The following is a 24,669-nucleotide window of genomic DNA, read 5'->3' on the forward strand; positions in this document are numbered from 1 at the left end:
TCCCTGCCTGGATTGGATACTGACTGGATTCGGTGCCGCGCAGACGTCGGACGTCAGGAGTGCGCGATGGAATGGACCGGTGCGCTCTCAGCGCTGGTCCTGGTGTAATTCGCCGCATTACGTCCCGCTACGCGGCCCATGGTCAAAGCGTTGGCAACCGCATTGCCGCCGCCCACGTATCTCAGTCCGAGGATTCCGGCGCCGGCCTCACCTGCGGCGTACAGACCCTCGATAGGTACTCCGGTGCTGCCGAGCACGGCCGCATCGGTGTTGATCTCCATTCCCGCATGCGTACAGACGAGCTCTGCCGGAAGGATTTTCGCGGCATAGAACGGAGCTGTCGCAATAGGATCCGGATTGCCGACGGCACCCTTGTTCCGCAACGTGCGATGGCGGAGGAAGTCGTCGTCGTGACCGCTGGGCAGTTGGTCGTTCCATCGACGCAGGGTTTGCGCCAACGTCGCAACCGGAACACCCGTAGCCACTGCGAGGTCTTCGATCGTGTCCGCACGAATCGTGCCACCGGCGGCAACTTCTTCCTCGATGCGTTCGGGATTCCAATCCGCATATCCTGGAGCCAGATTCACGCGAGCGTTCTCGTCGAAGATCATCCAACCGTATCCGCCCTGATGGTCGATGATGCCGGTCGAGACCGCGTACGAGCTGTCCTCGTCCATGAAACGACGGCCGTCCTGGTTGACGTAGATCCGCGACTTCGGCGGAAAGCCGGCCTGCCAGTGGTGGAATCGCTGGAAGTAGACGGTGGGCAGCATCAGACCCCAGCCGTCGCCCGCCAGGGAAGCACCGAGGTCTTCGGCAAAACGAAGATGGTCTCCGCGGCTCCCCTCGGCTGCGACGACGAACAAGGCTTCTCCGGCCTTGTTCGCGTCCGGGAAGTGGCGTTCCACCAAACCCGGATCTTGCGCGAATCCACCGGAGGCAACAACGACGGCGCCCGCAGGCACCTCGATGTCGTCGGCGACAACGCCGACAACCCGACTGTCTTCCTCGATCAGCTTCTGCACCCGTGTTCCGAAGATGACCTCGATCCCGTGCTTACGACGAGCCTTGTCCAGCACCTGAATCAGTCCGTATCCCTGGTCCTTGGGCACGTGGCCGCGCCAGACGTCCTCGACGCCGGCTTGGGCGAGTCCCGGCTGGTGAGCGTTACCCGAGATCGTCGCGGGAATCTCGACGCCGAGTCCGATGAGCCATTCCAGTGTCGGACCGGCGTTTTCGCAGAACGCACGAATCAATCCGGGTGAGAGCATCCACTGGTTGAGGTCCATGTAGTGCTGGAAGAACTTCTCTGCCGAGTCGTCGACGCCGAGGCCGGCCTGCACGCTCGTTCCGGCGGCCGTGAAGATGCCGGCCGACAGCGCGGTGGATCCACCGAGTTCGGTTTCGGATTCGAACAGCAGAACGGATGCGCCTTCTTCAGCTGCCGACACCGCAGCGGCGAGACCTGCTCCGCCGCCACCGATGACAACGACGTCCCAGTGCTCGGTCATGAAAGTTCTCCAGTCTCCGCGATGATGCGGTGGTAAAGACCGTTCGACACCAACCCGCCGTCGACAGTGAGTTCCGTACCGGTGGTGTAGGTCGAACTGTTCGAGAGCAGGAACAGCACTGCTTCGGTGATCTCGTCGAGAGTTCCCATGCGTCCGAAGGGAACCGACTTCAGTGACGCGGCGACGAAGTCGTTCGCGCCGCCGAGCAGCGCCGTACCGACCAGTCCCGGGTGCACCGAGTTGACGCGAATCCCCCACTGCGCGAAGTTACCTGCGGCCGACTTCGACAGACCGGTCAGACCCCACTTGCTCGACGAGTAAGCCGGAGAGAAGTATCCGATCTGACCGGCGATGGACGAGATGTTGACGATCGATCCGCCACCACTCTCGCGCATCAGCGGCGCCACCGCCTTCATACCGTAGAACGGGCCGAAGAGGTTGATCTTCATGGTCAGCTCCCAGATGTCGTTCGGGGTGTCCATGAATTCGAGCCGACGCGAGATGCCGGCGTTGTTGACCAGTCCGCCGAGTTCCCCACGGGTGGTGCGAATTTCGTCGACAACCCGGTCCCAGGCATCGACATCGGTGACGTCGAGAATATGAGCGGACGCCGATCCGCCTGCGGCGACGATGTCGTCGACCACGCCGGATGAATCCGAAACATCGGCAATGCAGACATGCGAACCGCGCGCGGCGAGAGTGCGCGCGTGATGCGCCCCCATCCCGGCAGCACCGCCGGTAACGAGAACGACGCCGGGATATGTCGTGGACTCAGACATGCCGCGAACCACCGTCCACCGCAATGCTGTGCCCGGTGACGTAACGCGCGCTGTCCGAGAGCAGGAACAGCAGCGGGCCGAAGACCTCTTCGGGCGAGCCCAGACGATGCAGTGGTACCGCGTCGAGTGCGTTCGCGAGCGCGATCGGATCTTCCTGGACCCACTTCGTCATCGCCGTGTCGATGTAGCCGGGTGCAATGGAGTTGACCCGAATACCCTTGTCGCCGAACTCCACTGCGAGAGACTCCGTGAGGTGCGCAACGGCAGCTTTCGACGTGCAGTATGCGCCTCTCCCCTTCCGCACACGCAGCGCAGACACCGAAGACATGTTGACGATGGCGCCGCCGGGACCGAGGTGACGTGCCGCCGCCTGAGCACCGTAGAGCACTCCTTCGACATTGACACTCAGCGTTGCGCCGATCTGCTCCGGGGTGATCTCCTCGGCCAGCGCGAACGGGAAGATACCCGCATTGTTGATCCAGAAATCGACCCGGCCGAACTCCTTCAACGCCAACTGCGCAAGCAATTCATGCTCGTCGGGCTTGGTGACGTCGACCCGAGCTCCGACGACGCGACCCGGCTTGTCCGCCAGTGCATTCGATTCGAGGTCCGTGTTGATTCGTGCGGCCGTGGCGAGCATCTGCTCTTCGTTGATGTCGGCGCCGACGACATGTACGCCGCGTGTTGCCAGTCCTTCGGCGAACGTCGCACCCATACCCTGAGCCGCGCCGGTCACCACTGCGACCTTGCCTGCCAACTCCGGGTACACCGCCGACATCTGCGTCACAACGGTACGGCCCGGGTTCGTCTGGTCAGAGCTTTCGGTCATGATGTACTTCTCCTACTGAATATTGTTGTGCAAGAAACATTTCGGTACTTCAAGCTTGTTCGGACGCTCGGGGCGCGTCGTCGCGGGAAACGGTGCGGCGGGCGATCTTCCACTCCTCACCGACCCGAACCACGCGATCTGTGACAGTTGTCATCCGCACCAGTTGCGAGTCTCCGCCGCGAGCGGTGGCAACGATCTGCAGGTACCCGTGCACTGTGAGAGCACTCTCCTCCACCGCCTCGACGACGAGGTTGGTCAGAACGTGGCGATGCACTTCGTCGGCGGCTTCCGCCGCCGCGAAGAAGCGAGCAGCAAAAGCCGCAAGGTCGTCGAAACCGACCACAGGTTCCGGATAACTGGGGGAATGAAACTCACCGCCATCGGTGAATGTCTGCGCCCAATCCTGCTGGCGCCCAGAGTCTATGCAATGACTCTGGTGGCCGTACAGCTGGTGAATTGCGGCAACATCCTCCGTTGCCACGACGCTGTAGTTGCTCATGAAGGTTCTCTCCGAACACGCTGTGCTGCATCCACCCGAAGGTTGTGCAGCTCCGTAAAGTGTGCGATAATCGCACACACTGTGCGATATGTTCAAAGCGTAGGTGGCATACCTCACAAACGTCAAGAAAGGGATTTGATGTCAGAGCTGAGCGAGGAACACCGACCGCGCAAAAGTGCAGTTCAAGTGGACTCCAGCATGTCGAAAACGCTGCACCACGGACTCGAGATCCTGGAACTCCTGACGTCCTATCCGCACGGCTTGTCGGTCACCGATATCGCCGACGGAGTGGGAGTCCACCGAACCGTCGCACATCGGTTGATCCGCACGCTCGAGGCTCATCACCTGTGCCGCAAGGACTCCTTCAAGCGCGTCACTCTCGGCGCCGGCCTGGTCACCCTCGCCGAACCGGTGGAACAGGATTTGCGCACTCTCGCTCGCCCGATACTTCAAGAACTTGCCGAGGCCACCGAGGCGACAGCGCACCTGGTGGTCCGCGAGAGCGATACCGAAGTGCGCGCGCTGATGGTGGTCGAACCGCGCAGCGCCAAGGTTCACGTCGCGTTTCATCCAGGGCAGGTCGATCCGATCGACCGCGGCTCCGCCGGGCTTTCCATCCTTGCCTCACTCCCGCCGACGAACGGGGAACGAGAGGAAGTGACGGCGGCACGCGCACGCGGCTACGCAGTGACCGTCGGCGAGGTCATCCCGTCCGTCCTGGGAATCTCAGCGGTGATCCCCGGCCGACGCCGCGACGCCATCTCCAGCCTCGGAATTTCCGTCTTCGACTCCGAGGACCAAGCAGCGCTGGGCGCCGAGGTCATGGCAGCGGCAAAAACCCTCGGCAGCATGTTGCGCTGATCCGAACACCAGTCGAGCCCCGGGAATACCCGGGGCTCGACTTTGTTGACTCCGAATGAGATAGTTGAACAATCAACTACCTGACATCAGCTTCACGGATACAAGGAGTACGACATGCCTGCTGTGACAGTCGAGAACATCTTGGCCCTGCCCCGTCTCGACGAGCCGGCAGAGTCAGCAGTCGACCGCCCCGTCAAGAGCATCACCACCGCACCGGTCGGATACGAAGGTGAAGGCTTTCCCGTTCACCGCGCCTTCGCCGGCATCGACCTCTCCGCCCTCGATCCCTTCATCCACATGGACCAGATGGGCGAGGTCAACTACGCACCCGGAGAACCCAAGGGCACACCGTGGCACCCGCACCGCGGCTTCGAAACCGTGACCTACATGATCGACGGCATCATGGAGCACCAGGACTCCAACGGTGGCGGTGGCATTATCGGCGGCGGCGACACCCAGTGGATGACCGCGGGTGGCGGCATCCTCCACATCGAAACTCCGCCGGAGCACCTCGTCCTCAGCGGCGGCCTTTTCCACGGCGTCCAACTGTGGGTCAACCTGCCTCGCGACAACAAGATGGCATCTCCGCGGTACCAGGACATCACCGGTAACAAGGTGGCCCTGCTTTCCTCGCCGGACGGCGGAGCCTTGGTACGCGTCATCGCCGGAGACATCGCCGGCCACGCCGGACCCGGATCGACGTACACACCCATCGCGCTCTCCCACACGACTGTGGCCCCGGGTGCGAGCCTGACGCTTCCGTGGAACCCCGAGTTCAACGCGATCGTCTACGTCCTCGCCGGCGAAGGCACGGTCGGGGCCGAGCGTCGGCCCATTCGTGTCGGACAGACAGCTGTCTTCGGACGCGGTGACTCCATCACCGTCGCCGCTTCCGATCGCCAGGATTCACGGACCGAATCTCTCGAGGTATTCATCCTCGGCGGCAAACCGATTCGTGAGCCCATCGCGATGGCCGGGCCGTTCGTCATGAACACCAAGTCCGAGGTCATGCAGGCCTTCGAGGACTTCCAGGCCGGACGCCTGGGATCCATCCCGGCGGCACACGAGACGCTGAGCTGACATGTCGTCGGTAGTCGTCCAGCGAGCTGACGAACGTGCGCATCTCAACTACGGCTGGCTCACGGCGCGTCACAGTTTCCCCTTCGCCGGAAACTTCGATCACGCCGCGTACGCGCACGGACTTCTGTTGGTGAACAACGACGACATCATCGAAGCCGACTACGGTTTCGACACTCATCAGCACCGCGACACCGAGATCGTGACGTGGGTGCTCAGCGGATCTCTGGTTCACCAGGATTCCGCTGGGCACTCCGGAGTCATCCATCGCGGACTCGCGCAGAGAATGAGCGCCGGTACCGGAATCCTGCACTCCGAGCGCAACGATCGCTTCCGGGCCGACGGCTCACGTGTCACCGAGCCCGTTCACCTCGTCCAGATGTGGATACCCCCGGACGAATCCGGAGTGACTCCGAGCTATCAGGAACTCGACATCAACTCCGAACTCGACGGCGGTGGCCTGATCACCCTGGCGTCGGGGATGCCCGCGCATCGCGACCACAGCGCGATCAGCTTGCACAACAAACATGCGGCACTGCATGTTGCTCGCCTCGAGACCGGTGGGTCGGTATCTCTCCCGGATGCGCCGTACGTGCACGGCTTCATCGCCGGTGGCACTGTCGACGTCGAGGGAGTCGGATTGCTCGGTCCGGGAGATTCGTTGCGACTCAAGGATACTGGCGGCCAACGAGTCGAGGGAATCGGCGATGCGGAGATACTCGTGTGGGAGATGCACGCGTCGACGAACTGACGACACCACCGAGTACGCCCAATGTTCGGACTACACAGCAGGTTCGTCGTAGGGTGGATGCCGGTAGTGGCGGATCCCGATTGTGGTGGATCCCGGTGGTACAGAAGGAGGAGCCATGGCATCTGGTCGAGCACAGGCCCCACGGACGACACCGCACATCGATGTGCACCGCTCCGGCGATCGCTTGAAATCCCGCGTCTCCTGGCTGGATTCGAAACATTCGTTCTCGTTCGGACAGCACTACGATCCGGACAACACTCATCACGGATTGCTGCTCGTCAACAACGACGACACCGTACTGGCGGGAACCGGTTTCGACACCCATCCGCACAAGGACATGGAAATCGTGACCTGGGTGCTTCGCGGTTCGCTCGTGCACCAGGATTCCATCGGCCACACCGGCGTCATCTATCCGGGACTCGCCCAGCGCATGAGCGCCGGTACCGGAATCATGCACAGTGAGAAGAACGATTCGTGGCGTATCGGCGGCGAACAGCATTCCGACCCCGTGCATTTCATCCAGATGTGGGTGGTACCGGACGAAGGTGGACTGACCCCCGGTTACGAACAGCTCGAGATCGACGACGAACTGCTGCGCGGCGGTCTGATCCCGGTTGCCTCCGGGATGGAGCGCTACAAGGATCATTCGGCGATTCGCATCAACAACAAGAACGCCGCCATGCATGTCGCACGCATTCTGCCGGGCACCTCCGTGAATCTTCCGGGCGCACGGTTCCTGCACGTCTTCGTCGCGCAGGGCACTGCCGAGATGGAGGGCGTCGGCACTCTGTACGAAGGCGATGCTGTCCGGTTGAGCGATTCGGGTGGCCAGCAGCTGACCTCCGACGCCGGGGCCGAAGTCCTCGTCTGGGAGATGCATTCACGTATCGGTGGTTGAGACCCGGTCTCGGCAGGACTCGGCGCGCTGGAGATACTCGACAGATGAGCATCGACAACTCCGCCGCGCCCGTCAAGAAGCTTGACCCACTCAACACATTGATGGGTGTGCGCGCCGTTTCGGTCGAGCCCGGGGACCTGGCCTTCGCGCAGGCCGTCGGCGAGCGATTCCACGATCACCGTGGCAAGACCGTGCTCGGTTCCATCGGAGTCATGATCGACGGTGCCATGGGTGGCGCGGTGTACTCGGGACTGACCTCGGGCCATCAGTCCGTGCTCGCGCAGGTCACGGTCAGTGCGGGCGCCGACATCCCCGACGTCGCGGACGTCGGTGCCACCGGAACACTCGTGCATCTCGACGACGGCGTCGGACTCGCATCCGGGCAACTTCGCGACGAGAACGGCACCCTTCTGGCAGTGATGGCCGGTCGCGCCATGGTGGTCTCGCGTCCCCCCGTCGTGGGAATCGACGACTACGTGGAGGGCGAGCCGCTGCCCGTCCCGACGCCGGAGAAGACAAGCAACCTGAGCGGGTTGTCCGGGTCCGACGTCGTCGAAGGAATCCGCGACGGCAAACTCGAACGCGGTCCACTCGCCGGACTCCTCGATCTTGCTGTCGTCGACGTGACCCCAGGTTCCGTCGTCGGTGAGTTCGCACCCGTGGCCTGGATGGCCAACCCGTTGGGCGCCGTTCAGGGCGGTGTCCTCATCTCGGCAGTCGACGCCATCACTGGCCTGTCTGCCCAGACCCTGACCCGCGTCGACCAGGACTATCGCGTCCTCGACCACAAGATCGACTTCCTGCGCTCACCCGACATCGGCGGGCCGGTCTTGCGCGCCGAGGCCTCCGTGATTCGTGCCGGGCGCAGGCTCGCGCTGATCGAAACTCGCATCGTCGACGCCGGCGGACAGGTCTATGTGCGGGCCACTTCGAGCATTCAGATGCTCTCCCAGCAAGTTCACAGCGGATAACCAGTTCCGCACCAGGTCGCCCGTCCACCATTGAGACAACAGCCCACACAATGGAGGTACAGCGGCGTGAACAAAGACATCGAAGCGAGCAGGCTGCGCGTGAGCCGTCGGCGGGCTCTCGCCCTCGGCGGAACCATCAGTCTCGGCGGGCTCATCGCAGCGTGCTCCGGCAACAGTGGCACCGCCACGACGACTTCGGCTGCGGCTGCGTCGACGACAACCACTTCCGGCACTTCCGCCGCGGCCACGTCCGGCGACGTGGTCACCGCACTTCTGGCCAAAGCACCGCAGTGTGTCATGAGCAAGGAAGAGACGCAGGGTCCCTACTGGTTCGACGTCGACTCCATTCGCGGCGACATCCGCGAGGACCGTCCGGGCACCACGCTGCAGGTTGCGATGCGCGTGCAGGACAACAGCCAGTGCAACGTCGACGGCAGCATCGGCGCGGTCAGTAACGCCGTCGTCGAGATCTGGCACTGCGACGCCGGCGGCGTGTACTCCGGCTTCGAATCCGGTTCGCTGAGCGCCAACGGCGGCGGCGGTGGCGGAACTCCCCCGGCCCGCGGGATGGGTGAACCTCCGTCAGGTGCACCCGGAGGCGGAATGGGCGAACCACCGTCAGGCGCCCCCGGCGGAATGGGCGGCGGCATGGGAGGGTCCGGTGAGACCTCCGACGGTTCGTACAGCGTCGGCGACACCGAAGCCACCACCACCGACGACGGCACCTACCTGCGCGGCGCCCAGACCACCGATGCAAACGGCATCGCGCAGTTCACCACGATCTTTCCCGGCTGGTACATGGGCCGCACCACCCACATCCACGTCAAGGTTCACATCGACAAGAAGACGGTCCTCACGACGCAGACCTTCTTCGACGAGACCCTTCTCGACGAGGTGTACTCGCAGTCCCCGTACAGCGAGCACACCGGTCGTGAGAACAACACGAACAACGCCAGTGACGGCATCTACGACGACACCGGCCTCATGACCGTCGAAAAGCAGTCGGACGGGTCCTACCTCGCCGTCATCAACCTGGGTATCGACGCCTGAGGTAGGAGCCCGGTCAGCTGCCGACGTATGCCGCGAGGTGCTTTCCGGTGAGGGTGGAGCCGTCGGCGACGAGCTCCTCGGGAGTGCCCTCGAAGACGATCCGACCGCCGTCGTGACCCGCACCAGGGCCGAGGTCGATGACCCAGTCTGCGTGTGCCATCACCGCTTGGTGGTGCTCGATCACGATGACTGACTTACCGGAATCGACCAGTCGATCGAGCAGGCCGAGCAACTGCTCGACGTCGGCCAGGTGCAGTCCGGTGGTCGGCTCGTCGAGGACGTACACGCCGCCCTTCTCACCCAGGTGGGTTGCCAGCTTGATGCGCTGACGCTCACCGCCCGACAGCGTCGTCAACGGCTGGCCGATCGTGAGGTATCCGAGCCCCACGTCGACCAGTCGGACGAGGATCTTGTGCGCAGCGAGGGTCTTGGCCTCACCGTCGCCGAAGAACTCCTCGGCCTCGGCCACCGACATCGTGAGAACCTCGTTGATGTCCTTGCCACCGAATTTGTATTCGAGTACCTCGGCTTGGAAGCGCTTGCCCTCGCACTCCTCGCAGAGAGTGGCAACGCCGGCCATCATCGCCAGGTCGCTGTAGATGACGCCGTTGCCGTTGCACGTCGGGCAGGCGCCCTCGGAGTTGGCACTGAACAGCGCCGGCTTCACGCCGTTGGCCTTCGCGAATGCCTTGCGGATCGGGTCGAGCAGCCCCGTGTACGTCGCCGGGTTGCTCCGACGCGAGCCGCGGATCGCACTCTGATCGACCGACACCACGTCTTCGCGTTTCGCGAGCGAGCCGTGGATCAGCGAACTCTTGCCCGACCCGGCGACACCGGTGACCACGACCAGGACGCCGAGCGGTACGTCGACGTCGACGTCCTGCAGGTTGTGCGCGTTCGCTCCACGAATCTCGATTGCCCCGGTGGACTCCCGCACGGTCTCCTTGATTGCGGCCCGGTCGTCGAAGTGACGGCCGGTGACGGTGTCGCTGGCACGCAAACCGTCGACGGTGCCCTCGAAGCAGACGTTTCCGCCGGCGCTACCCGCACCCGGACCGAGGTCGACGATGTGGTCGGCGATCACGATCGTCTCCGGCTTGTGCTCGACCACGAGCACGGTGTTGCCCTTGTCGCGCAGGCGCAGCAGTAGGTCGTTCATCCTCGCGATGTCGTGCGGATGCAGGCCGGTAGTGGGCTCGTCGAAAACATACGTGATGTCGGTGAGCGAGGAACCCAGGTGACGAATCATCTTGGTGCGCTGAGCTTCACCGCCGGAGAGGGTTCCCGACGGCCGGTCGAGACTGAGGTAGCCGAGTCCGATCTCCACGAACGAGTCGAGCGTTTCACCGAGCGCCGTGAGCAACGGCGCGACCGACGGTTCCTTCAGTCCGCTGACCCATTCCGCGAGATCGCTGATCTGCATCGAGCAGGCGTCGGCGATGTTGACGCCCTTGATCTTCGACGACCGCGCCCCCTCGCTCAGTCGCGTCCCGTCGCATTCGGGGCAGGTGGTGAACGTGATCGCCCGCTCGACGAAAGCCCGGATGTGGGGCTGCATCGCGTCGACGTCCTTGGCCAGGAACGACTTCTGAATCTGCGGAATCAGACCCGTGTACGTCAGGTTGATGCCTTCGACCTTGATCTTGGTCGGCTCTTTGTAGAGCAGATCGTTCAGTTCCTTCTTGGTGTACTTCTTGATCGGCTTGTCGGGATCGAAGAAGCCGCAGCCGCGATAGATCCGGCCGTACCAACCCTCCATGCTGTAACCGGGCACCGTGATCGCACTCTCGTTGAGCGACTTGGTGTCGTCGTACAACGCGGTCAGATCGAAATCGTTGACCGCCCCTCGTCCCTCACACCGCGGACACATGCCGCCGGTGATCTTGAAGCTCCGACGCTCTTTCGTCTGACGTCCGCCGCGTTCCATCGTGACCGCGCCTGCTCCGGAGATCGAGGCCACGTTGAACGAAAACGCCTGAGGCGAACCGATGTGAGGCTTTCCGAGACGGCTGAACAGGATGCGGAGCATCGCGTTGGCGTCGGTGGCGGTTCCGACGGTCGAGCGCGGGTCGACTCCCATCCGCTGCTGATCGACGATGATCGCGGTGGTCAGGCCGTCGAGAACATCGACGTCCGGCCGCGCGAGCGTCGGCATGAATCCTTGAACGAAAGCGCTGTAGGTCTCGTTGATCATCCGCTGCGATTCCGCGGCGATCGTACTGAACACCAGCGAACTCTTCCCCGAACCGGAGACGCCGGTGAATACCGTCAGCCTCCGCTTCGGGATCTCGACACTGATGTCTTCGAGGTTGTTCACCCGCGCGCCTTGCACGCGGATCAAATCGTGGCTGTCTGCGGTGTGCAAGGCAGTCATCGTGTCTCCATCTGTCAGTCGATCGCCGACGGTCTCAGCGCAGTTGACGGGCTCAGCGCAGTTCTTGAATACGGATCAGGTTTCCCGCTGGGTCCCGGACGGCGCAATCGCGAACGCCGTACGGCTGCTCGGTCGGTTCCTGGACGACGTCGATGTCGCCGGCCTGAAGCCGCTCGAACGTGTCGTCCAGATCTTTGGTGGCCAGGAGAAGTCCGCCGTAGGTGCCCTTGGCCATCATCTCGATGATGGTGCGGCGCTCCTCGTCGGTGATTCCGGGATCGACGGCCGGCGGATGCAGCACGATGGAGGTGCCGGGCTGGCCGGGCGGCCCCACCGTGATCCAACGCATCCCGTCGTAGCCGACGTCGTTGCGAACCTCGAAGCCGAGCGTGTCGCGATAGAAGTTCAGGGCGGCTTCAGGGTCGTCCTGCGGAAGGAAACTCGAGTGAATGGTGATGTCCATGGCGATCACGTTAATTGCGGCTGCGCGGTCTGCGCTTCTCGATTCCTGATCGGTCTGGTGACTTGTTTGGACACGCAGGACGGCATTCCTGCCGTCGACTGCTCGGCCTCGCGCCGATAGACACTGGGCGGAACCCCCACCAATTCGGTGAACTTGCTGCTGAAAGTGCCGAGAGAGCTGCAACCGACCTCGAAGCAGACGTCCGTGACACTGAGGTCTCCGCGCCGCAGTAACGCCATCGCTCGCTCGATTCGCCTGGTCATCAGGTAGGCGTACGGCGGTTCTCCGTATGCCTGACGGAATTGGCGACTGAGATGCCCCGCAGACATGTTCACTCCCCGCGCGAGCGCCTCCACGTCCAGAGGCCGCGCGTACTCTCGGTCGATACGGTCTCGCACACGTCGTAGTCGCGCGAGGTCCTGCAGGTGCGGATCTGCGGCAGGTCTGCTGGTCACGTATTCGATCGTGCCATGCCATACCGACGTTGCCCAGCACAAGAGATGAACTCGGCGTGGAGCGATCGCGCACACACCGAGCAGTTCGTCATGATCGTGTAAGGATGGAGAAATGACCACGGCTCATAGCTCAGGCATCGACCTCACCCACCTCGACGGCGACACACGGGCGCAGGACGATCTGTTCGTCCACGTCAACGGAAAATGGCTCGCCGAATACGAGATTCCGGCAGACCGCGCAGTCGACGGGGCCTTCCGGACGCTCTACGACAAGGCCGAAGAAGACGTACAGACCATCATCACCGAAGCCGCGGAGTCCAACTCGGCCGCCGGTACCGATGCACAGCGCATCGGCGACCTGTACTCGAGTTTCATGGACGCCGACGCCGTGGAGGCCGCAGGCCTCGGCCCCATCGACGACGAGCTCGACGCCGTCGCCGATGCGCCGGACCGGTCGTCGCTGGCCACCGTGATCGGACGCCACCAGCGCGTCGGCGTCGGCGGTGCCATCTCGCATTACGTCGACACCGATGCCAAGAACTCCGAGCGGTACCTGATCCACTTCAGCCAGTCGGGAATCAGCCTCCCCGACGAGTCGTACTACCGCGAGGACAACTACGCGGAGATCCGCGAGAAGTACGTCGCGCACATCGACAAGATGTTCACCCTCGCCGGCGTCGGCTACGACGCCCAGCGTGTGTTCGAGCTCGAGAAGAAGATCGCGGCCGGGCATTGGGACGTCGTCAAGCGTCGTGACGCAGATTTGAGTTACAACCTGGTGGGCTTCGAGGAACTGACCGAGCAGAACCCCGGTTTGGACTGGGCGGCATGGCTGTCCGGTCTCGGCGCCGATTCGGAGAAGTTCGCCGAGATCGTGGTCCGCCAGCCCGATTTCCTGCACACCTTCACCGCACTCTGGGCGTCGGAGTCACTGGACGATTGGAAGGCATGGGCGGCGTGGAAGGTGCTTCATGCCCGCTCCCCTTACCTGCATTCGGCCCTGGTCGACGAGACCTTCGCTTTCTACGGCACCACGCTCTCGGGAACCGAAGAGAACCGTGAGCGCTGGAAGCGCGGGGTAAGCCTGGTCCAGGATCTGCTCGGCGAGGCCGTCGGCAAGCTCTACGTCGATCGACACTTCCCCGCAGAGGCGAAGACCCGCATGCTGGAACTGGTCGCAAACCTGCAGGAGGCGTACCGCCGCAACATCTCCGACCTCGAGTGGATGAGCCCGCAGACTCGTGAGGCTGCATTGGCCAAGCTCGAGAAGTTCACCCCGAAGATCGGTTACCCCGACAAGTGGCGCGACTACGCCGGACTCGAGATCTCGGCAACCGACCTGGTGGGCAACTACCGTCGCGGATACGCCGCCGAGTACGACCGTGACCTGGCCAAGCTGGGCGGCCCCGTCGACCGTGACGAGTGGTTCATGACGCCGCAGACCGTCAACGCCTACTACAACCCGGGCATGAACGAAATCGTCTTCCCCGCAGCCATTCTCCAGCCGCCGTTCTTCGACGCGGCAGCCGACGACGCTGCCAACTACGGCGGCATCGGCGCCGTCATCGGCCACGAGATCGGTCACGGATTCGACGATCAGGGCGCCAAGTACGACGGCGACGGCAACATGGTCGACTGGTGGACCGACGAGGACCGCAGCGAATTCGGCAAGCGCACAAAGGCTCTCATCGAGCAGTACAACGAGTTCGAGCCCAAGGAACTGCCGGGCCACCACGTCAACGGCGAGTTCACGATCGGCGAGAACATCGGCGACCTCGGCGGGCTGTCGATCGCGATCGCGGCGTACAAGATCGCGACCGAAGGTACCGAACCTCCGGTCATCGACGGACTCACCGGCTTGCAGCGCGTGTTCTTCGGGTGGGCGCAGGTATGGCGCACGAAGGCCCGTGAGGCCGAAGCGCTTCGCCGTCTGGCCGTCGACCCGCACTCGCCGCCGGAGTTCCGGTGCAACGGCGTCGTCCGCAACCTCGACACGTTCCACGAGGAGTTCGACGTCAAGCCCGGGGACGCACTGTATTTGGAGCCGGAGAAGCGTGTGAAGATCTGGTAGCAGGGGCAAGCCCCTGTGCGCGCTCGAGGACCCCCTGGACTCCCTGAGCGCGCACGGGGCCGAAGGCCTACCGGGCGTACATGATCACCCCGACGCCGACCAGACAGATCAGCGCACCGGCGATGTCGAAACGATCCGGGCGGAATCCGTCCATCACCACCGCCCACAGCAGTGAACCTGCGACGAAGATCCCGCCGTACGCGGCGAGGATGCGCCCGAAGTTCGCATCGGGTTGCATGGTGGCGACCAGACCGTAGAGGCCGAGCGAGATGACGCCGAGCCCCACCCAGATCCATCCCTTGTGCTCGCGAATTCCCTGCCACACCAACCACGCGCCCCCGATTTCGAGCAGCGCGGCGAGTACGAACAGCAACAGCGAACGTGCGACGGTCATGCCGCACACAGTATCGCTACAGACGTACTCCGGTCTCCGCGGAAAAGAAGTACACCTCGCCGGCCTTGGGCAGCAGATGAAGCGACTCCCCCGGTGCCACCGACATCTTCCGGTCGACGCGAATGACGATTCGACCGGATCGGCTCTGCCACTGCGAATCCGGGGCACCCTTTGCATAGACGAACGATTCGGCTCCCAACTCTTCGAGCAGATCGGCATCCACGGCCAGCGAGCCCTTTCGCCACGCTCCCACCAGATCCCACGATTCCGGGCGCACTCCCACGACGACCCGCTCCCGCTCGGACGCCCCGGTGGGCAGCGGAATCCGCAGATCACCGAGCACTGCGACGGTTCCCTCGACCGGCGCTTCGATCAGGTTCATGCCGGGCGATCCGATGAAGGCGGCCACAAAGGTGTTGACGGGGTTGTCGTAGAGTTCGCGCGGCTTCGCCACCTGCTGCAAGCGACCGTCCAGCATCACCGCCACTCGGTCCCCCATCGTCATCGCCTCGACCTGATCGTGGGTGACGTAGACCGTCGTGGTGCCGAGTCGACGCTGTAGGGCGGCGATCTGCGACCGTGTGCTGACGCGCAGTTTGGCGTCCAGATTACTGAGTGGTTCGTCCATGCAGAACACCTTGGGATGGCGAACGATGGCTCTACCCATGGCAACTCGCTGACGTTGCCCGCCCGACAGCTTTGCCGGTTTCCGTCCGAGCAAGGGTTCGAGTTCGAGCATCCGCGCGGCCTCGAGTACCCGCTCCCGGCGCTCCGTCTTTCCCACTCCGGCATTCTGGAGCGCGAAGCCCATGTTCTGCTCGACGGTCATGTTCGGGTACAGCGCGTAACTCTGAAACACCATGGCGACGTCACGTGCTCGCGGAGCGAGGTGCGTGACGTCCGTGCCGCCGATCTCGATCCGACCGTCCGACGCGGACTCGAGACCGGCGAGCATTCGCAGGCTGGTGGACTTACCGCAACCGGAAGGTCCTACGAGTACCAGGAACTCACCGTCGGCGATGTCGAGGTCGAGACGGTCGACTGCCGGTCGATCAGTTCCTTCGTAGCGGTGCGTGACTCCCGCGAATTGCACGTTGGCCATGAGTGTTCTCTCCTACTACTTCGGCAGCTTGGGGGTGATCTGCCGGTCGATGATCTGCTGCAACTGCGTGGCAACGCCGGCGAATGTCGATGCGACGTCGGCCTTCTGGAGAGCGATCTGCTCGAGTCCGGTGCCGATGATCTGATCCCCACCCGGGACGAACACGCGTGCGTAGTCCTGCGAGCGCGTACGCGAGAGCTGATCCACAGCGGTACGGGAGTTGGGGTTCGCGTCGAGGAACGCCTTCATGCTCGGCTCCGAGGTTGCCGACTTGCGGACCGGCATGTAGCCGACGTTCTGCGAGAAGTACGCCGTGTTCTCACCATTGGTGATGAAGTCGATGAACTTGAGCGCGTTCTTCTTGCGCTGATCGGAGATCTTGGACGGGATGGCAAGCCCGGCACCGCCGGTGGGGCAACCGGGAGTTCCGTCCACTGCCGGGAGGAAAGCGGTGCCGAAGTCGAAGTTGGCAGTCTTCTTGATGCCGGACAGATCGCCCGTCGACGCGATGGTCGACGCCAGAATGCCGGTACCGAATTCGTTTGCGATGTCAGTGGAGACCGCGGCGTACTTCTTGTCGTGAATCATGCTGGAGAGGAACTGCCCTGCGGCAATGGTCTTCTCGTTGTCGAGCTGCAGATTCCACTGGTCGGAGTACGAGCCGCCGAACGTCCAGATTGGGCCTTCGTAGGTCCAGCCGAGGTAATCCTTCGCGTTGCCCCACCCGTGTGCCAACTTGCCGTTGCCCACGACCTTCTGCAGCTCGGGTCCCCACTCGTCGAACTCTTGCCATGTCGCCGGCCCACGGTCGGGAAGACCTGCCTGCGACCAGACCGCCTTGTTGTAGTAGAACAACGGCGTCGACCGCGCGTAGGGAAGCGCATAGTGCTTGCCCTGGAACAGGTAGTCGGCGAGCAGTGAATCGACGTAGTCGGCCGAGTCGACGCCCACCTCGGAGAAGAGTCCGTCAAGCGGCTCGATTGCCCCGGCCAGTGCATAGTTGAACCACCAGACGTCCGACAGCACAACCACATCGGGCACATCTCCACCGGATAGGGCAGCGTTGAACTTCTGTGCCACCTCTTCGTAGTTCTTGCCGCCGTCCACCAAGTTGACCTTCAGGTCCGGGTACTTGGTCTGGAAGCGGTTGATCAGTTCCTTCTCCACGTCGGTGGACTTACCCGGGTGGTTCGACCAGAAGGTGATGGTGTTGGAATCACCCGACGCACCGGATGTTCCCGCAGCATCAGCGCTCGACCCGCCGGATCCCGCGCACGCGGTCAGTGCGGCTCCGGCGGCAATTGCACCGCCGAGGCTCAAGAATCCGCGCCTGTTCATGTTTGCCATTACTGCTCCTCGAGAAAGAAATGTGACGGGAAAGCTGTCAGCCCTTGACCGCACCGGAGGTGAGGCCCTTGATCATGTGTCGTTGCAGCAGAAGGAAAATCACCAGGATCGGTAGCATCGTCAGCACCGTTCCTGCCATGACCGGACCCCAGTTGGTAAGTCCGTCGTTGTTCTGCAGTTGGGTCAATCCGATCGGCAGCGGCGCTACCGAGGAATCGTCGGACATGAGGAACGGCCACAGGTACTCGTTCCATTCGTTGACCACCGTGATGATGCCGAACGCCACCATCGTGGGTCCGGAAACGGGGAGCACCACGCGCCAGAGCAACCGCCAGTGGCCGGCTCCGTCCATCCGCGCCGCCTCGACGATCTCCGAAGGGATCGAGAGGAAGTGGTTGCGCATGAGGAACGTACCGAAGGCTACACCCGCGAGCGGAACTATGATGCCCTGGAACGTGTTACGCCAGCCCCACTCTGCCACGAGTGCGTAGTTCGAGATCACGGTGATCTGGTTCGGAACCATCAATGCGGCGATGATGCCGAGAAAGACGAAGTTCTTCCCCGGGAAGCGCAGGAACACCAACCCATAGGCGCTGAGAGTCCCCAGAACGAACTTCGCCGCCGACAGAATCGTCGTGATCACTATCGAGTTCCGCAAGAACATCCAGAACGGGACCGATGTGGTTGCTTCCGAATAGTTTTCGGGATGCAGCGACGACGGCCACCACGTTGCCGGTTGCGTGTAGATCTCCGGGCGCTCCTTGAACGAGGTCATCACAATCCAGTAGAGCGGCAGGACGATGATGACCAACGCGATCACCATTGCCGCATAGCCGAGGATCTTCACGCCGACCTCACGCCGGTCCACGTTCTTGCGGTCCGGGCCGGGCCGAACGACGGAAGTCGGAGCAGCGCTTTTCTTTTCCTCTACCGCTGTCATTTCTCTTCTCCCCGATCCATGGCACGAACCTGGTAGACGGTGATGATCAGCAGGATCAGGAACATGATGGTGGCAACCGTCGCACCGTAGCCCGCCCGGAAGTTTCGGAACGTCTCGTTGTACACCTGGTAGACCATCGTTGTCGTCCCTGTACCCAGCGGGCCACCTCGGGTCATGACGTTGATGATGTCGAAGACCTGGAGTGAGTTGAGCATGACGGTGATGGAGAGGAAGAACGTCGTCGGGCGCAACTGAGGTAGGAGCACCCGGCGGAACTTGGTCCACGGCTTGGCGCCGTCGATTTCGGCAGCTTCGTTCAGCTCCTGCCGAACTCCTTGCAGTGCAGCGAGATAGATGACAAACGTGTACCCGAGGTTCTTCCACATGTATGTCACCGTCACCATGAACAGCGCCCAGTGGGGATCCTGATAGAAGTCGGGCGATTGGAGTCCGACACGGTGCAGGAGATCCTGGATCAGGCCGAAGTTGGGGTCGAAGACGAACTGAAACGCGACACCGATCGCTGCACCGGAGATCACGAACGGCGCGAAGATGGCCGACCGGACCAGGTTTCGCCCGACGAGCTTGCGATCGAGCAGCATGGCCAACGCCAAACCGATGACCATCGAACCCACCACTGTGACCAATGTGAATACCACTGTGTTGGTGACGATCTGCCAGGTGTCGCTTCGTCCGAACCACTCGCGGTAATTGCTCAGCCCGATGAACGTCGCCTTCGGGTCCGCAATGTTCCAGTCGAAGAACGAAAGTCGGATGTTGTCCACCAGCGGGCGATAGGTGAACAAGATCAGCAACGCGAGATTGGGACCTACCAAGAGCGCGAACAGCGCGTAATCACGCCATGGTCTGCCCCACAGACCTGGCTTGCCTGATGTGGGCAGCGTTCTTTCCGGACTCGATCTCACTGAGGCAGTCTGACCGCCCGCAACGAATGAATGGTGAACGTACAAGACACTCGAGCTGAACGCGACACGAAAAAGGCCCTGCGCGAATACTTCTCGCGCAGGGCCTTCCTCGTCGATGTCTAGCGGTTCCAGTCGCCCAATCCGTCGGCGCCGCTGAGGACTCCACCTGCGGTGTTCTGCACGATCACCGGGTCACCCTTGCCTGCGTTCTCGAAGAACCACTTGGCGTCCTCGGTGCTGACATTGAGGCAGCCGTGGCTGACGTTGGTGAAACCTTGTTGCGCAACCGACCACGGAGCTGCATGGACGAAGATGCCACTGTAGGAAATTCGCGTCGCGTACTCGACGTAGGTGCGGTAACCCTCGGGAGAATCGATCGGAACGCCGTACGTGGACGAATCCATGTACATGTCGCGCAACTGCTCGCCGACGATGTACGTGCCGTTCGGTGTTTCGTGGCCCGGCTTGCCGAACGACGTCGGCATGGTGCGCACGACCTCGCCGTTGCGGGTGACCGTGACCTGCTTGGTGTTGTCGTCCGCGACCGTGACGAGCGCATCACCGATGTTGAACGTGGAGTGCGAATCACCGGCGTCGACGGTCACGGAGATGTTCGCCGGCCAGAACTGTGTCGGCTTCCAACGGACCTGGCTGTCGTTGATCCAGTAGAAGCTGCCCTCGACCGGCGGATCGGTGGTCACGCGAATAGCGCGTTCGGCCGTCGCACGGTCGCCGACGGCCTCGTTGAATCGAATGATGATCGGTTGCGCGATACCGACGGTCTCGCCCGCGGACGGATTGAGCGACGGAGCGGAGAAGTTGGGGACGCCGATGGGCGCCTGGATCGGCGTACCCGGGATGCCCGGAACCGGAATTGCCGGGTCGAGGTACGGAACGCCGGGGATCACGGGCAACGGGATGTCGGGTCCACCGGGAAAGAGCGGAACAGCCGCGGAGGGTCCGGCCAGAGCGAGGCCGGCGGCCACTGCTCCGACGATTGCCACGGCAACCCGTGACGTCCGACGACCCTGTTTGCTGCCCATGTCACTACCTTCGCTCGACTGACCACGTACTCACGTGGATCGTGCGCGGCCGGCATCGATACCCGCCTGGTACCGATGCCGATGCACCATTCGGACGCACCCGCTCGGAGCACACCTACACACCCGAGCACGCCGAAGAGAGCAAACCGCACATTTCCATAGTCATTAACACACAAAAGCGGCAATCGAGCAATTCGGATGTTCGCCCAAACGTTGCTATCCCTCGCTCCGGGCAGCCGCCAACATGGATTCGATGGAGATGAGTTTGGTTCGCGGCCGTCCGGTTGCGGCACCGGATGCGCGTTCTGCCTTGTCGATCCGCTGCCAACCTTGATAGTCCACCTGATCCGGCGACCGGTCTGCCAACAAAACCTGCAACTTGTCGGCATCCTCGGTCGGGGTGGCGAGGCGCCCACCAGCGAAGTCGTCGAAGATCATCGACACGGTCTCGGCGGAGCAGTACTTGTTGGTGCCGATCACGCCAGTCGGTCCGCGCTTGATCCAACCCGCGACGTAGACACCCGGGATCGGCGTGCCGGTCTCGGTGTCGATTACTCTGCCGTTCTCGTTGGGGATCACGCCGCGAGCGTCGTCGAAGGGCAAGTCGGCCATCGGTGTGCCGCGGTATCCGACCGACCGAAGCACCAGTGAAGTGTCGATCGTCTCCTCGGTTTCGGTAGGCCGGGCGGAGAGCTGACCGGTCGGCGTTGCCACCAATTCGTTTTTCACGATCCGCACCTGTGAGACTGCACCGTCGCCGAGGACCTCGACGGGAGAGGTGAGGAACCGGAGAACGATCCGCTTGCGAGAAGGATCTGCGGTACGCGAAGCAAATTCCTGCGCCTGCTTGACCTTGAGCAGGACGGACGGCTCGGCGGCATCGCTGTCCACGAACGCCTGACTGGCCTCGTCGAGTTCGGCTTCGATCGGGTCGACGACTACGTCCACGTTCGCCATCTGTCCGAGCGCCAACAGTTCGGGATTGGTGTACGCGGCCTGCGCCGGCCCACGACGCCCGAGAATGACCACCTCACGAATCTTGCTGTTCCGCAGCGCTTCCAATGCGTGCTCGGCGAGGTCCGTCTTCGCAAGCTGGTCAGGGTCGGTCACCAGGATGCGTGCGACGTCGAGTGCGACGTTGCCGTTTCCGACGATCACCGCTCGCTCGCCGGACAGATCGAAAGTCCGATCGGCATATCCCGGGTGGCCGTTGTACCAGGCGACGAACTCGGTGGCGGCGTGACTTCCCGGCAGATCCTCGCCCGGGATCTCGAGCTTGCGATCCCCGGCAGCGCCCACCGCGTAGATCACTGCGTGGTGATGGTCCAAGAGTTCCGAATGCGAGATGTGGGTGCCCACCTCGACGTTGAAGTGGCAGCGCACAGTCTTCTTCGCGACGACGGCGCGGAACTGATCGGTGACCCCCTTGGTTCCGGGATGGTCTGGCGCCACGCCGGCGCGCACCAAACCGTAGGGAGTGGGAAGTCGATCGAACATGTCGACCTCGACGCGAGGCTTGCCGGTCAGTTCCATCGCCGCGTAGCAGGCGGCCGGGCCGGAGCCGACGATCGCCACTTTCAGCGTTCCCAGTTCGGGATCGATCTTGGCCATCGTGATCGGCTCGGGCCAATCCGGGCCCATCGGATGCTTCTCGAAGTACGACGCATTCATCTGCAGGTACGGCGCGTCGTCCTCGTCGAGTTCGTTGTCCGGGAAGATCGCCTCGACCGGGCATTCGTCCACACACGCACCACAATCGATGCAGGTGTCGGGATCGATGTAGAGCATTTCGGTGGTCGCGAACGGGGCTTCGTCCGGTGTCGGGTGAATGCAATTGACCGGACACACGTCAACACACGAGGCGTCGTTGCAGCACGGCTGCGTGATCACATACGCCATGACATTCCCCTATCCCTGAAACACGAAGCTCGAACTGGTTCCCAGACTATAACGTGTTCCAATTTGGCGCGAGAATCGTTTTCAGATCACCCCATTGCGCTTCAGCAGCCACACCGCCTGCACGGTGGCGTGACCTCGCCATTCCAACGCCGCGACGGGCGAATAGCTGTCGAAATCCACCGCCCAACCGCCGTCGCCATGTTGTCGCGCAGCGAGCGCAGACAGTTCGGACTCGATCACTGATGCGTCGAACAACGCGCGGGTCGGGCCGCCGGGAAGCGGTGAGAAATCGAGGGGCCGCATGAATTCGCCCTCGGCTCCCCCGTCCACGTGAACCAAGCCGTCAGCCGGGATACGCGAACCAAGAGTGCTCACCAACGACGACGCTTCGGGACTGTTCCGGTGAACCGCGTCGAGAAACTGCAAGGCAAAGGCGAGCTCGAGGGCATGCAGAGAATCGGCCCCGTCGATCGCGTCGAGGCAATATCGAACGGCAGAGGCGAACCACGGATGTTCGGCGACGGCCTCGTCGAATTCGGCAACGCGAGCCGCTGCAGCACACACGATGCTGGTGATCTGCAACGACGGCGCCAACGGATCCGCATCCACCCAGAAGGGCGCACAACCGGCCGGGTCGGCGATCGGGAAGGCGAACGGCAAACCGCCGTCTGCCAGCGAATTGGTCTGCAACCAGTCGCACAGCTCGATGGCTCTGGGCGTCGGCGTTCCGATGTCGGCAAAGGCTTCGAAGGCGTGCAGCGCGCCGCCAGGTTGGCTCGATGCCGAGCGAAGATCCGGTTCGAGTCCCCAGCCGTACCCACCGTCCGGGTTGCGATAACTGTCCACAGCCGCCAATGCCGCGGTCCGGTCACCCTGTCCGAGAATCAAATTCAGTCGATGCCGATCGAGAGTTCTGGCATGTCCCGCCATGAACCCGACGGCCGCCCTGAGATCAACACTCATGAACGACGACTCAAGATTCGTCGCCGTCGAGCCGGAAGCCGACCTTCAACGTGACCTGGAAATGCGCCACGGCGCCGTTCTCGATGTGACCGCGAGTTTCCACCACCTCGAACCATTCGAGGTTGCGCACCGTCTCGTTCGCCCGGGCGATGGCGGTGCGAATTGCCGCGTCACTGCTCTCGGTGGACGAGCCGACGATCTCGGTCACCCGGTACACGTTGCTGCTCATGGCATTCCCTTCGTGTCAGATTCGACGAACCAACTCCTGCGCCTCGGCGCCGAGCCTCGCAAGGCGAAGATCACCGAGAGCTGTCACAGCACTACCCAACCTGTTGGTGGTGAAACCGAGCGAGAGTCCGCTGGACAGGTCCGCATACGCGCCTGAACCGCCGACTCCGTAGTGGCCTATCGCATTCCGCGGCTGCCGCCGCGCGGCAATGATCGGCGGGTGGTAACCGAGAGTCCAGTTGGGCCGCACCGCCAGCACGTAATCCCGATCGCGAGTCTGGATGGTCGACATCTGGTCGATGGTCGATTCCTTCAGGAACCGCTTCCCGTCGATCACGCCGCCGTTCGCGATGGCGCCGTACATCTTCGCGAGAGCACGCGCGCTGAACACTCCGTTCCAGCCCGGCATGACGGCGTCGTGGACAGCCGGGTTGCGCACCATGACGTCGAAACCGTCCGGCATCGCGGCCTCCGCGAGTCCGCGAGTCGGACCGACGTGTGAGAGCACGGTCGACGCGAAGGCCCAGTTCAAGCCGGCAGGGTTGATATGTGGGAACAGCTTTGCGATCCGTGGACGCTCGGTTTCGGGTACGCGGTACCAGAATTCGTCGACTCCGAGGGGCTTCGCTATCTCCGCTTGTACGACGTCGACGAACGGCTGACCGGACACCCTGGCCACAAGTTCGGCTACCAACCAGCCGTAGGTCACAGCGTGATAGCCGGGGCCTCGAAGCCGACGCGGATCCGGTTTCTCGGCAGCCAGGGCGGCAACGACCGCGTCGTAGTCCATCAGGTCGAGAGGATGCGGCATCAAGCCGCGAACTCGGTGAAGGCCCGCGCGATGTGACATCAGTTCGCGGACGGTGATCTTGTCCTTGCCGGCCGCCGCGAATTCAGGCCAGTACCGAGCAACCGGAGCGTCGTAGTCGATCAACCCACGTTCGGCGAGTCGGTGAACGACGGTGCTGGCGACGCCTTTGCCGGTCGAGAACGACAGCGACACCGTGTCGTGGTCCCAGCGCCGATCACGATCGGCATTGCCGGCCCAGATGTCGAGAACTTTCTCGCCTCCCAGGTACACGACCAGCGCGCCGCCGCCTTGTTGCGGTTGGCGATACATCGCGAAGAAGCGGTCGGCCAAGGGAAGGAATCGCCGGTCCACGTACAGCTCGGTGCGCGAAGGCACCTCCACCCGGGCGAGCGAACCCCGTCGTGCACTGGGAGTCATCGCGTCCTCC

The 24,669-nt window shown here is 63.0% G+C and carries 24 protein-coding genes; 7 read left to right on the plus strand and 17 right to left on the minus strand.

What is annotated here, in order from left to right; all coding sequences use genetic code 11:
* Window positions 1–53: 53 nt before the first annotated feature.
* From ACBG85_RS23505 to ACBG85_RS23520, 4 genes are read right to left on the minus strand one after another with little or no spacing between them, the layout of a single operon-like run.
* Window positions 54–1,511, minus strand: a complete 1,458-nt coding sequence (locus tag ACBG85_RS23505) for an FAD-dependent oxidoreductase (RefSeq protein WP_065455222.1) — start codon at window positions 1,509–1,511, stop codon at window positions 54–56.
* Window positions 1,508–2,290, minus strand: a complete 783-nt coding sequence (locus ACBG85_RS23510) for an SDR family NAD(P)-dependent oxidoreductase (protein ID WP_039973229.1) — start codon at window positions 2,288–2,290, stop codon at window positions 1,508–1,510. Before ACBG85_RS23510 ends, ACBG85_RS23505 begins: the two co-directional genes overlap by 4 nt.
* A complete protein-coding gene (locus ACBG85_RS23515) occupies window positions 2,283–3,119 on the minus strand; it encodes an SDR family NAD(P)-dependent oxidoreductase (RefSeq protein WP_007731420.1) in 837 nt (278 codons plus the stop codon). Before ACBG85_RS23515 ends, ACBG85_RS23510 begins: the two co-directional genes overlap by 8 nt.
* 49 nt (window positions 3,120–3,168) lie before the next feature.
* Entirely contained in the window at window positions 3,169–3,618 is a 450-nt protein-coding gene (locus ACBG85_RS23520) for a nuclear transport factor 2 family protein (protein ID WP_065455221.1), read from the minus strand.
* A gap of 138 nt (window positions 3,619–3,756) precedes the next feature.
* Between ACBG85_RS23520 and ACBG85_RS23525 the strand changes: the two genes are divergently transcribed.
* From ACBG85_RS23525 to ACBG85_RS23550, 6 genes are all read left to right on the plus strand, one after another.
* Window positions 3,757–4,479 carry an IclR family transcriptional regulator gene (locus tag ACBG85_RS23525; protein ID WP_058037709.1) on the plus strand — a complete coding sequence of 241 codons (723 nt, stop codon included), beginning with the start codon at window positions 3,757–3,759 and terminating at the stop codon, window positions 4,477–4,479.
* Window positions 4,480–4,593: 114 nt separating this feature from the next.
* Entirely contained in the window at window positions 4,594–5,559 is a 966-nt protein-coding gene (locus ACBG85_RS23530; protein WP_007731415.1) for a pirin family protein, read from the plus strand.
* A gap of 1 nt (window position 5,560) precedes the next feature.
* Complete coding sequence (locus ACBG85_RS23535) at window positions 5,561–6,307, plus strand: pirin family protein (protein WP_003939960.1); 747 nt, start codon at window positions 5,561–5,563, stop codon at window positions 6,305–6,307.
* Window positions 6,308–6,422: 115 nt separating this feature from the next.
* Window positions 6,423–7,205 carry a pirin-like bicupin family protein gene (locus ACBG85_RS23540; RefSeq protein ID WP_003940511.1) on the plus strand — a complete coding sequence of 261 codons (783 nt, stop codon included), beginning with the start codon at window positions 6,423–6,425 and terminating at the stop codon, window positions 7,203–7,205.
* A 44-nt stretch (window positions 7,206–7,249) separates the two neighbouring features.
* Window positions 7,250–8,176 (plus strand): PaaI family thioesterase, encoded by a 927-nt coding sequence (locus tag ACBG85_RS23545; RefSeq protein ID WP_054827906.1) that lies wholly within the window; start codon window positions 7,250–7,252, stop codon window positions 8,174–8,176.
* 66 nt (window positions 8,177–8,242) lie between these two features.
* Entirely contained in the window at window positions 8,243–9,226 is a 984-nt protein-coding gene (locus ACBG85_RS23550; RefSeq protein ID WP_372025095.1) for a protocatechuate dioxygenase, read from the plus strand.
* A 13-nt stretch (window positions 9,227–9,239) separates the two neighbouring features.
* Here ACBG85_RS23550 and ACBG85_RS23555 read toward each other — a convergent pair whose 3' ends face one another.
* From ACBG85_RS23555 to ACBG85_RS23565, 3 genes are read right to left on the minus strand one after another with little or no spacing between them, the layout of a single operon-like run.
* A complete protein-coding gene (locus tag ACBG85_RS23555) occupies window positions 9,240–11,600 on the minus strand; it encodes an ATP-binding cassette domain-containing protein (protein ID WP_372025096.1) in 2,361 nt (786 codons plus the stop codon).
* A 52-nt stretch (window positions 11,601–11,652) separates the two neighbouring features.
* Window positions 11,653–12,063 carry a VOC family protein gene (locus tag ACBG85_RS23560; protein WP_003940539.1) on the minus strand — a complete coding sequence of 137 codons (411 nt, stop codon included), beginning with the start codon at window positions 12,061–12,063 and terminating at the stop codon, window positions 11,653–11,655.
* Between the two features lie 5 nt (window positions 12,064–12,068).
* Complete coding sequence (locus ACBG85_RS23565) at window positions 12,069–12,518, minus strand: helix-turn-helix transcriptional regulator (RefSeq protein WP_030535180.1); 450 nt, start codon at window positions 12,516–12,518, stop codon at window positions 12,069–12,071.
* A 112-nt stretch (window positions 12,519–12,630) separates the two neighbouring features.
* Between ACBG85_RS23565 and ACBG85_RS23570 the strand changes: the two genes are divergently transcribed.
* Window positions 12,631–14,589 (plus strand): M13 family metallopeptidase, encoded by a 1,959-nt coding sequence (locus ACBG85_RS23570; RefSeq protein WP_372025098.1) that lies wholly within the window; start codon window positions 12,631–12,633, stop codon window positions 14,587–14,589.
* Window positions 14,590–14,656: 67 nt separating this feature from the next.
* On the opposite strand, the gene ACBG85_RS23575 is transcribed toward ACBG85_RS23570, so the two are convergent.
* The 10 genes from ACBG85_RS23575 to ACBG85_RS23620 form a co-directional block, all read right to left on the minus strand.
* Window positions 14,657–14,983 carry a YnfA family protein gene (locus tag ACBG85_RS23575; protein WP_003940244.1) on the minus strand — a complete coding sequence of 109 codons (327 nt, stop codon included), beginning with the start codon at window positions 14,981–14,983 and terminating at the stop codon, window positions 14,657–14,659.
* Window positions 14,984–14,999: 16 nt separating this feature from the next.
* Window positions 15,000–16,085 carry an ABC transporter ATP-binding protein gene (locus ACBG85_RS23580; protein WP_007731405.1) on the minus strand — a complete coding sequence of 362 codons (1,086 nt, stop codon included), beginning with the start codon at window positions 16,083–16,085 and terminating at the stop codon, window positions 15,000–15,002.
* 15 nt (window positions 16,086–16,100) lie between these two features.
* Complete coding sequence (locus ACBG85_RS23585) at window positions 16,101–17,432, minus strand: ABC transporter substrate-binding protein (RefSeq protein ID WP_003940485.1); 1,332 nt, start codon at window positions 17,430–17,432, stop codon at window positions 16,101–16,103.
* A gap of 37 nt (window positions 17,433–17,469) precedes the next feature.
* Window positions 17,470–18,372 (minus strand): carbohydrate ABC transporter permease, encoded by a 903-nt coding sequence (locus ACBG85_RS23590; protein ID WP_003939837.1) that lies wholly within the window; start codon window positions 18,370–18,372, stop codon window positions 17,470–17,472.
* Window positions 18,369–19,343, minus strand: a complete 975-nt coding sequence (locus ACBG85_RS23595) for a carbohydrate ABC transporter permease (protein WP_003940557.1) — start codon at window positions 19,341–19,343, stop codon at window positions 18,369–18,371. The genes ACBG85_RS23590 and ACBG85_RS23595 overlap by 4 nt, the downstream gene beginning before the upstream one ends.
* 74 nt (window positions 19,344–19,417) lie before the next feature.
* The gene (locus ACBG85_RS23600) at window positions 19,418–20,341 is read right to left on the minus strand and encodes an Ig-like domain-containing protein (protein WP_007731397.1); all 924 of its coding nucleotides are present in this window, start codon (window positions 20,339–20,341) and stop codon (window positions 19,418–19,420) included.
* A gap of 216 nt (window positions 20,342–20,557) precedes the next feature.
* The gene (locus tag ACBG85_RS23605; protein ID WP_007731395.1) at window positions 20,558–22,240 is read right to left on the minus strand and encodes an FAD-dependent oxidoreductase; all 1,683 of its coding nucleotides are present in this window, start codon (window positions 22,238–22,240) and stop codon (window positions 20,558–20,560) included.
* An 81-nt stretch (window positions 22,241–22,321) separates the two neighbouring features.
* Entirely contained in the window at window positions 22,322–23,203 is an 882-nt protein-coding gene (locus ACBG85_RS23610) for a hypothetical protein (RefSeq protein ID WP_372025102.1), read from the minus strand.
* Window positions 23,204–23,213: 10 nt separating this feature from the next.
* A complete protein-coding gene (locus ACBG85_RS23615) occupies window positions 23,214–23,432 on the minus strand; it encodes a dodecin (protein WP_003939815.1) in 219 nt (72 codons plus the stop codon).
* Between the two features lie 15 nt (window positions 23,433–23,447).
* Window positions 23,448–24,659 (minus strand): serine hydrolase domain-containing protein, encoded by a 1,212-nt coding sequence (locus tag ACBG85_RS23620; protein WP_372025104.1) that lies wholly within the window; start codon window positions 24,657–24,659, stop codon window positions 23,448–23,450.
* Window positions 24,660–24,669: the final 10 nt, after the last annotated feature.

Origin of the sequence: Rhodococcus sp. NyZ502 (assembly GCF_041464245.1) — a bacterium.
Taxonomy (GTDB): domain Bacteria; phylum Actinomycetota; class Actinomycetes; order Mycobacteriales; family Mycobacteriaceae; genus Rhodococcus_F; species Rhodococcus_F qingshengii.

Bases quoted from the DNA above. Each gene is read 5' to 3' on its own strand.
- ACBG85_RS23600 (WP_007731397.1), bottom strand. From the start codon at position 20,341: ATGGGCAGCAAACAGGGTCGTCGGACGTCACGGGTTGCCGTGGCAATC.
- ACBG85_RS23545 (WP_054827906.1), top strand. From the start codon at position 7,250: ATGAGCATCGACAACTCCGCCGCGCCCGTCAAGAAGCTTGACCCACTC.
- ACBG85_RS23530 (WP_007731415.1), top strand. From the start codon at position 4,594: ATGCCTGCTGTGACAGTCGAGAACATCTTGGCCCTGCCCCGTCTCGAC.
- ACBG85_RS23590 (WP_003939837.1), bottom strand. From the start codon at position 18,372: ATGACAGCGGTAGAGGAAAAGAAAAGCGCTGCTCCGACTTCCGTCGTT.
- ACBG85_RS23585 (WP_003940485.1), bottom strand. From the start codon at position 17,432: ATGGCAAACATGAACAGGCGCGGATTCTTGAGCCTCGGCGGTGCAATT.
- ACBG85_RS23505 (WP_065455222.1), bottom strand. From the start codon at position 1,511: ATGACCGAGCACTGGGACGTCGTTGTCATCGGTGGCGGCGGAGCAGGT.
- ACBG85_RS23540 (WP_003940511.1), top strand. From the start codon at position 6,423: ATGGCATCTGGTCGAGCACAGGCCCCACGGACGACACCGCACATCGAT.
- ACBG85_RS23520 (WP_065455221.1), bottom strand. From the start codon at position 3,618: ATGAGCAACTACAGCGTCGTGGCAACGGAGGATGTTGCCGCAATTCAC.
- ACBG85_RS23620 (WP_372025104.1), bottom strand. From the start codon at position 24,659: ATGACTCCCAGTGCACGACGGGGTTCGCTCGCCCGGGTGGAGGTGCCT.
- ACBG85_RS23515 (WP_007731420.1), bottom strand. From the start codon at position 3,119: ATGACCGAAAGCTCTGACCAGACGAACCCGGGCCGTACCGTTGTGACG.
- ACBG85_RS23555 (WP_372025096.1), bottom strand. From the start codon at position 11,600: ATGACTGCCTTGCACACCGCAGACAGCCACGATTTGATCCGCGTGCAA.
- ACBG85_RS23570 (WP_372025098.1), top strand. From the start codon at position 12,631: ATGACCACGGCTCATAGCTCAGGCATCGACCTCACCCACCTCGACGGC.
- ACBG85_RS23610 (WP_372025102.1), bottom strand. From the start codon at position 23,203: ATGAGTGTTGATCTCAGGGCGGCCGTCGGGTTCATGGCGGGACATGCC.
- ACBG85_RS23615 (WP_003939815.1), bottom strand. From the start codon at position 23,432: ATGAGCAGCAACGTGTACCGGGTGACCGAGATCGTCGGCTCGTCCACC.
- ACBG85_RS23560 (WP_003940539.1), bottom strand. From the start codon at position 12,063: ATGGACATCACCATTCACTCGAGTTTCCTTCCGCAGGACGACCCTGAA.
- ACBG85_RS23605 (WP_007731395.1), bottom strand. From the start codon at position 22,240: ATGGCGTATGTGATCACGCAGCCGTGCTGCAACGACGCCTCGTGTGTT.
- ACBG85_RS23535 (WP_003939960.1), top strand. From the start codon at position 5,561: ATGTCGTCGGTAGTCGTCCAGCGAGCTGACGAACGTGCGCATCTCAAC.
- ACBG85_RS23575 (WP_003940244.1), bottom strand. From the start codon at position 14,983: ATGACCGTCGCACGTTCGCTGTTGCTGTTCGTACTCGCCGCGCTGCTC.
- ACBG85_RS23580 (WP_007731405.1), bottom strand. From the start codon at position 16,085: ATGGCCAACGTGCAATTCGCGGGAGTCACGCACCGCTACGAAGGAACT.
- ACBG85_RS23525 (WP_058037709.1), top strand. From the start codon at position 3,757: ATGTCAGAGCTGAGCGAGGAACACCGACCGCGCAAAAGTGCAGTTCAA.
- ACBG85_RS23510 (WP_039973229.1), bottom strand. From the start codon at position 2,290: ATGTCTGAGTCCACGACATATCCCGGCGTCGTTCTCGTTACCGGCGGT.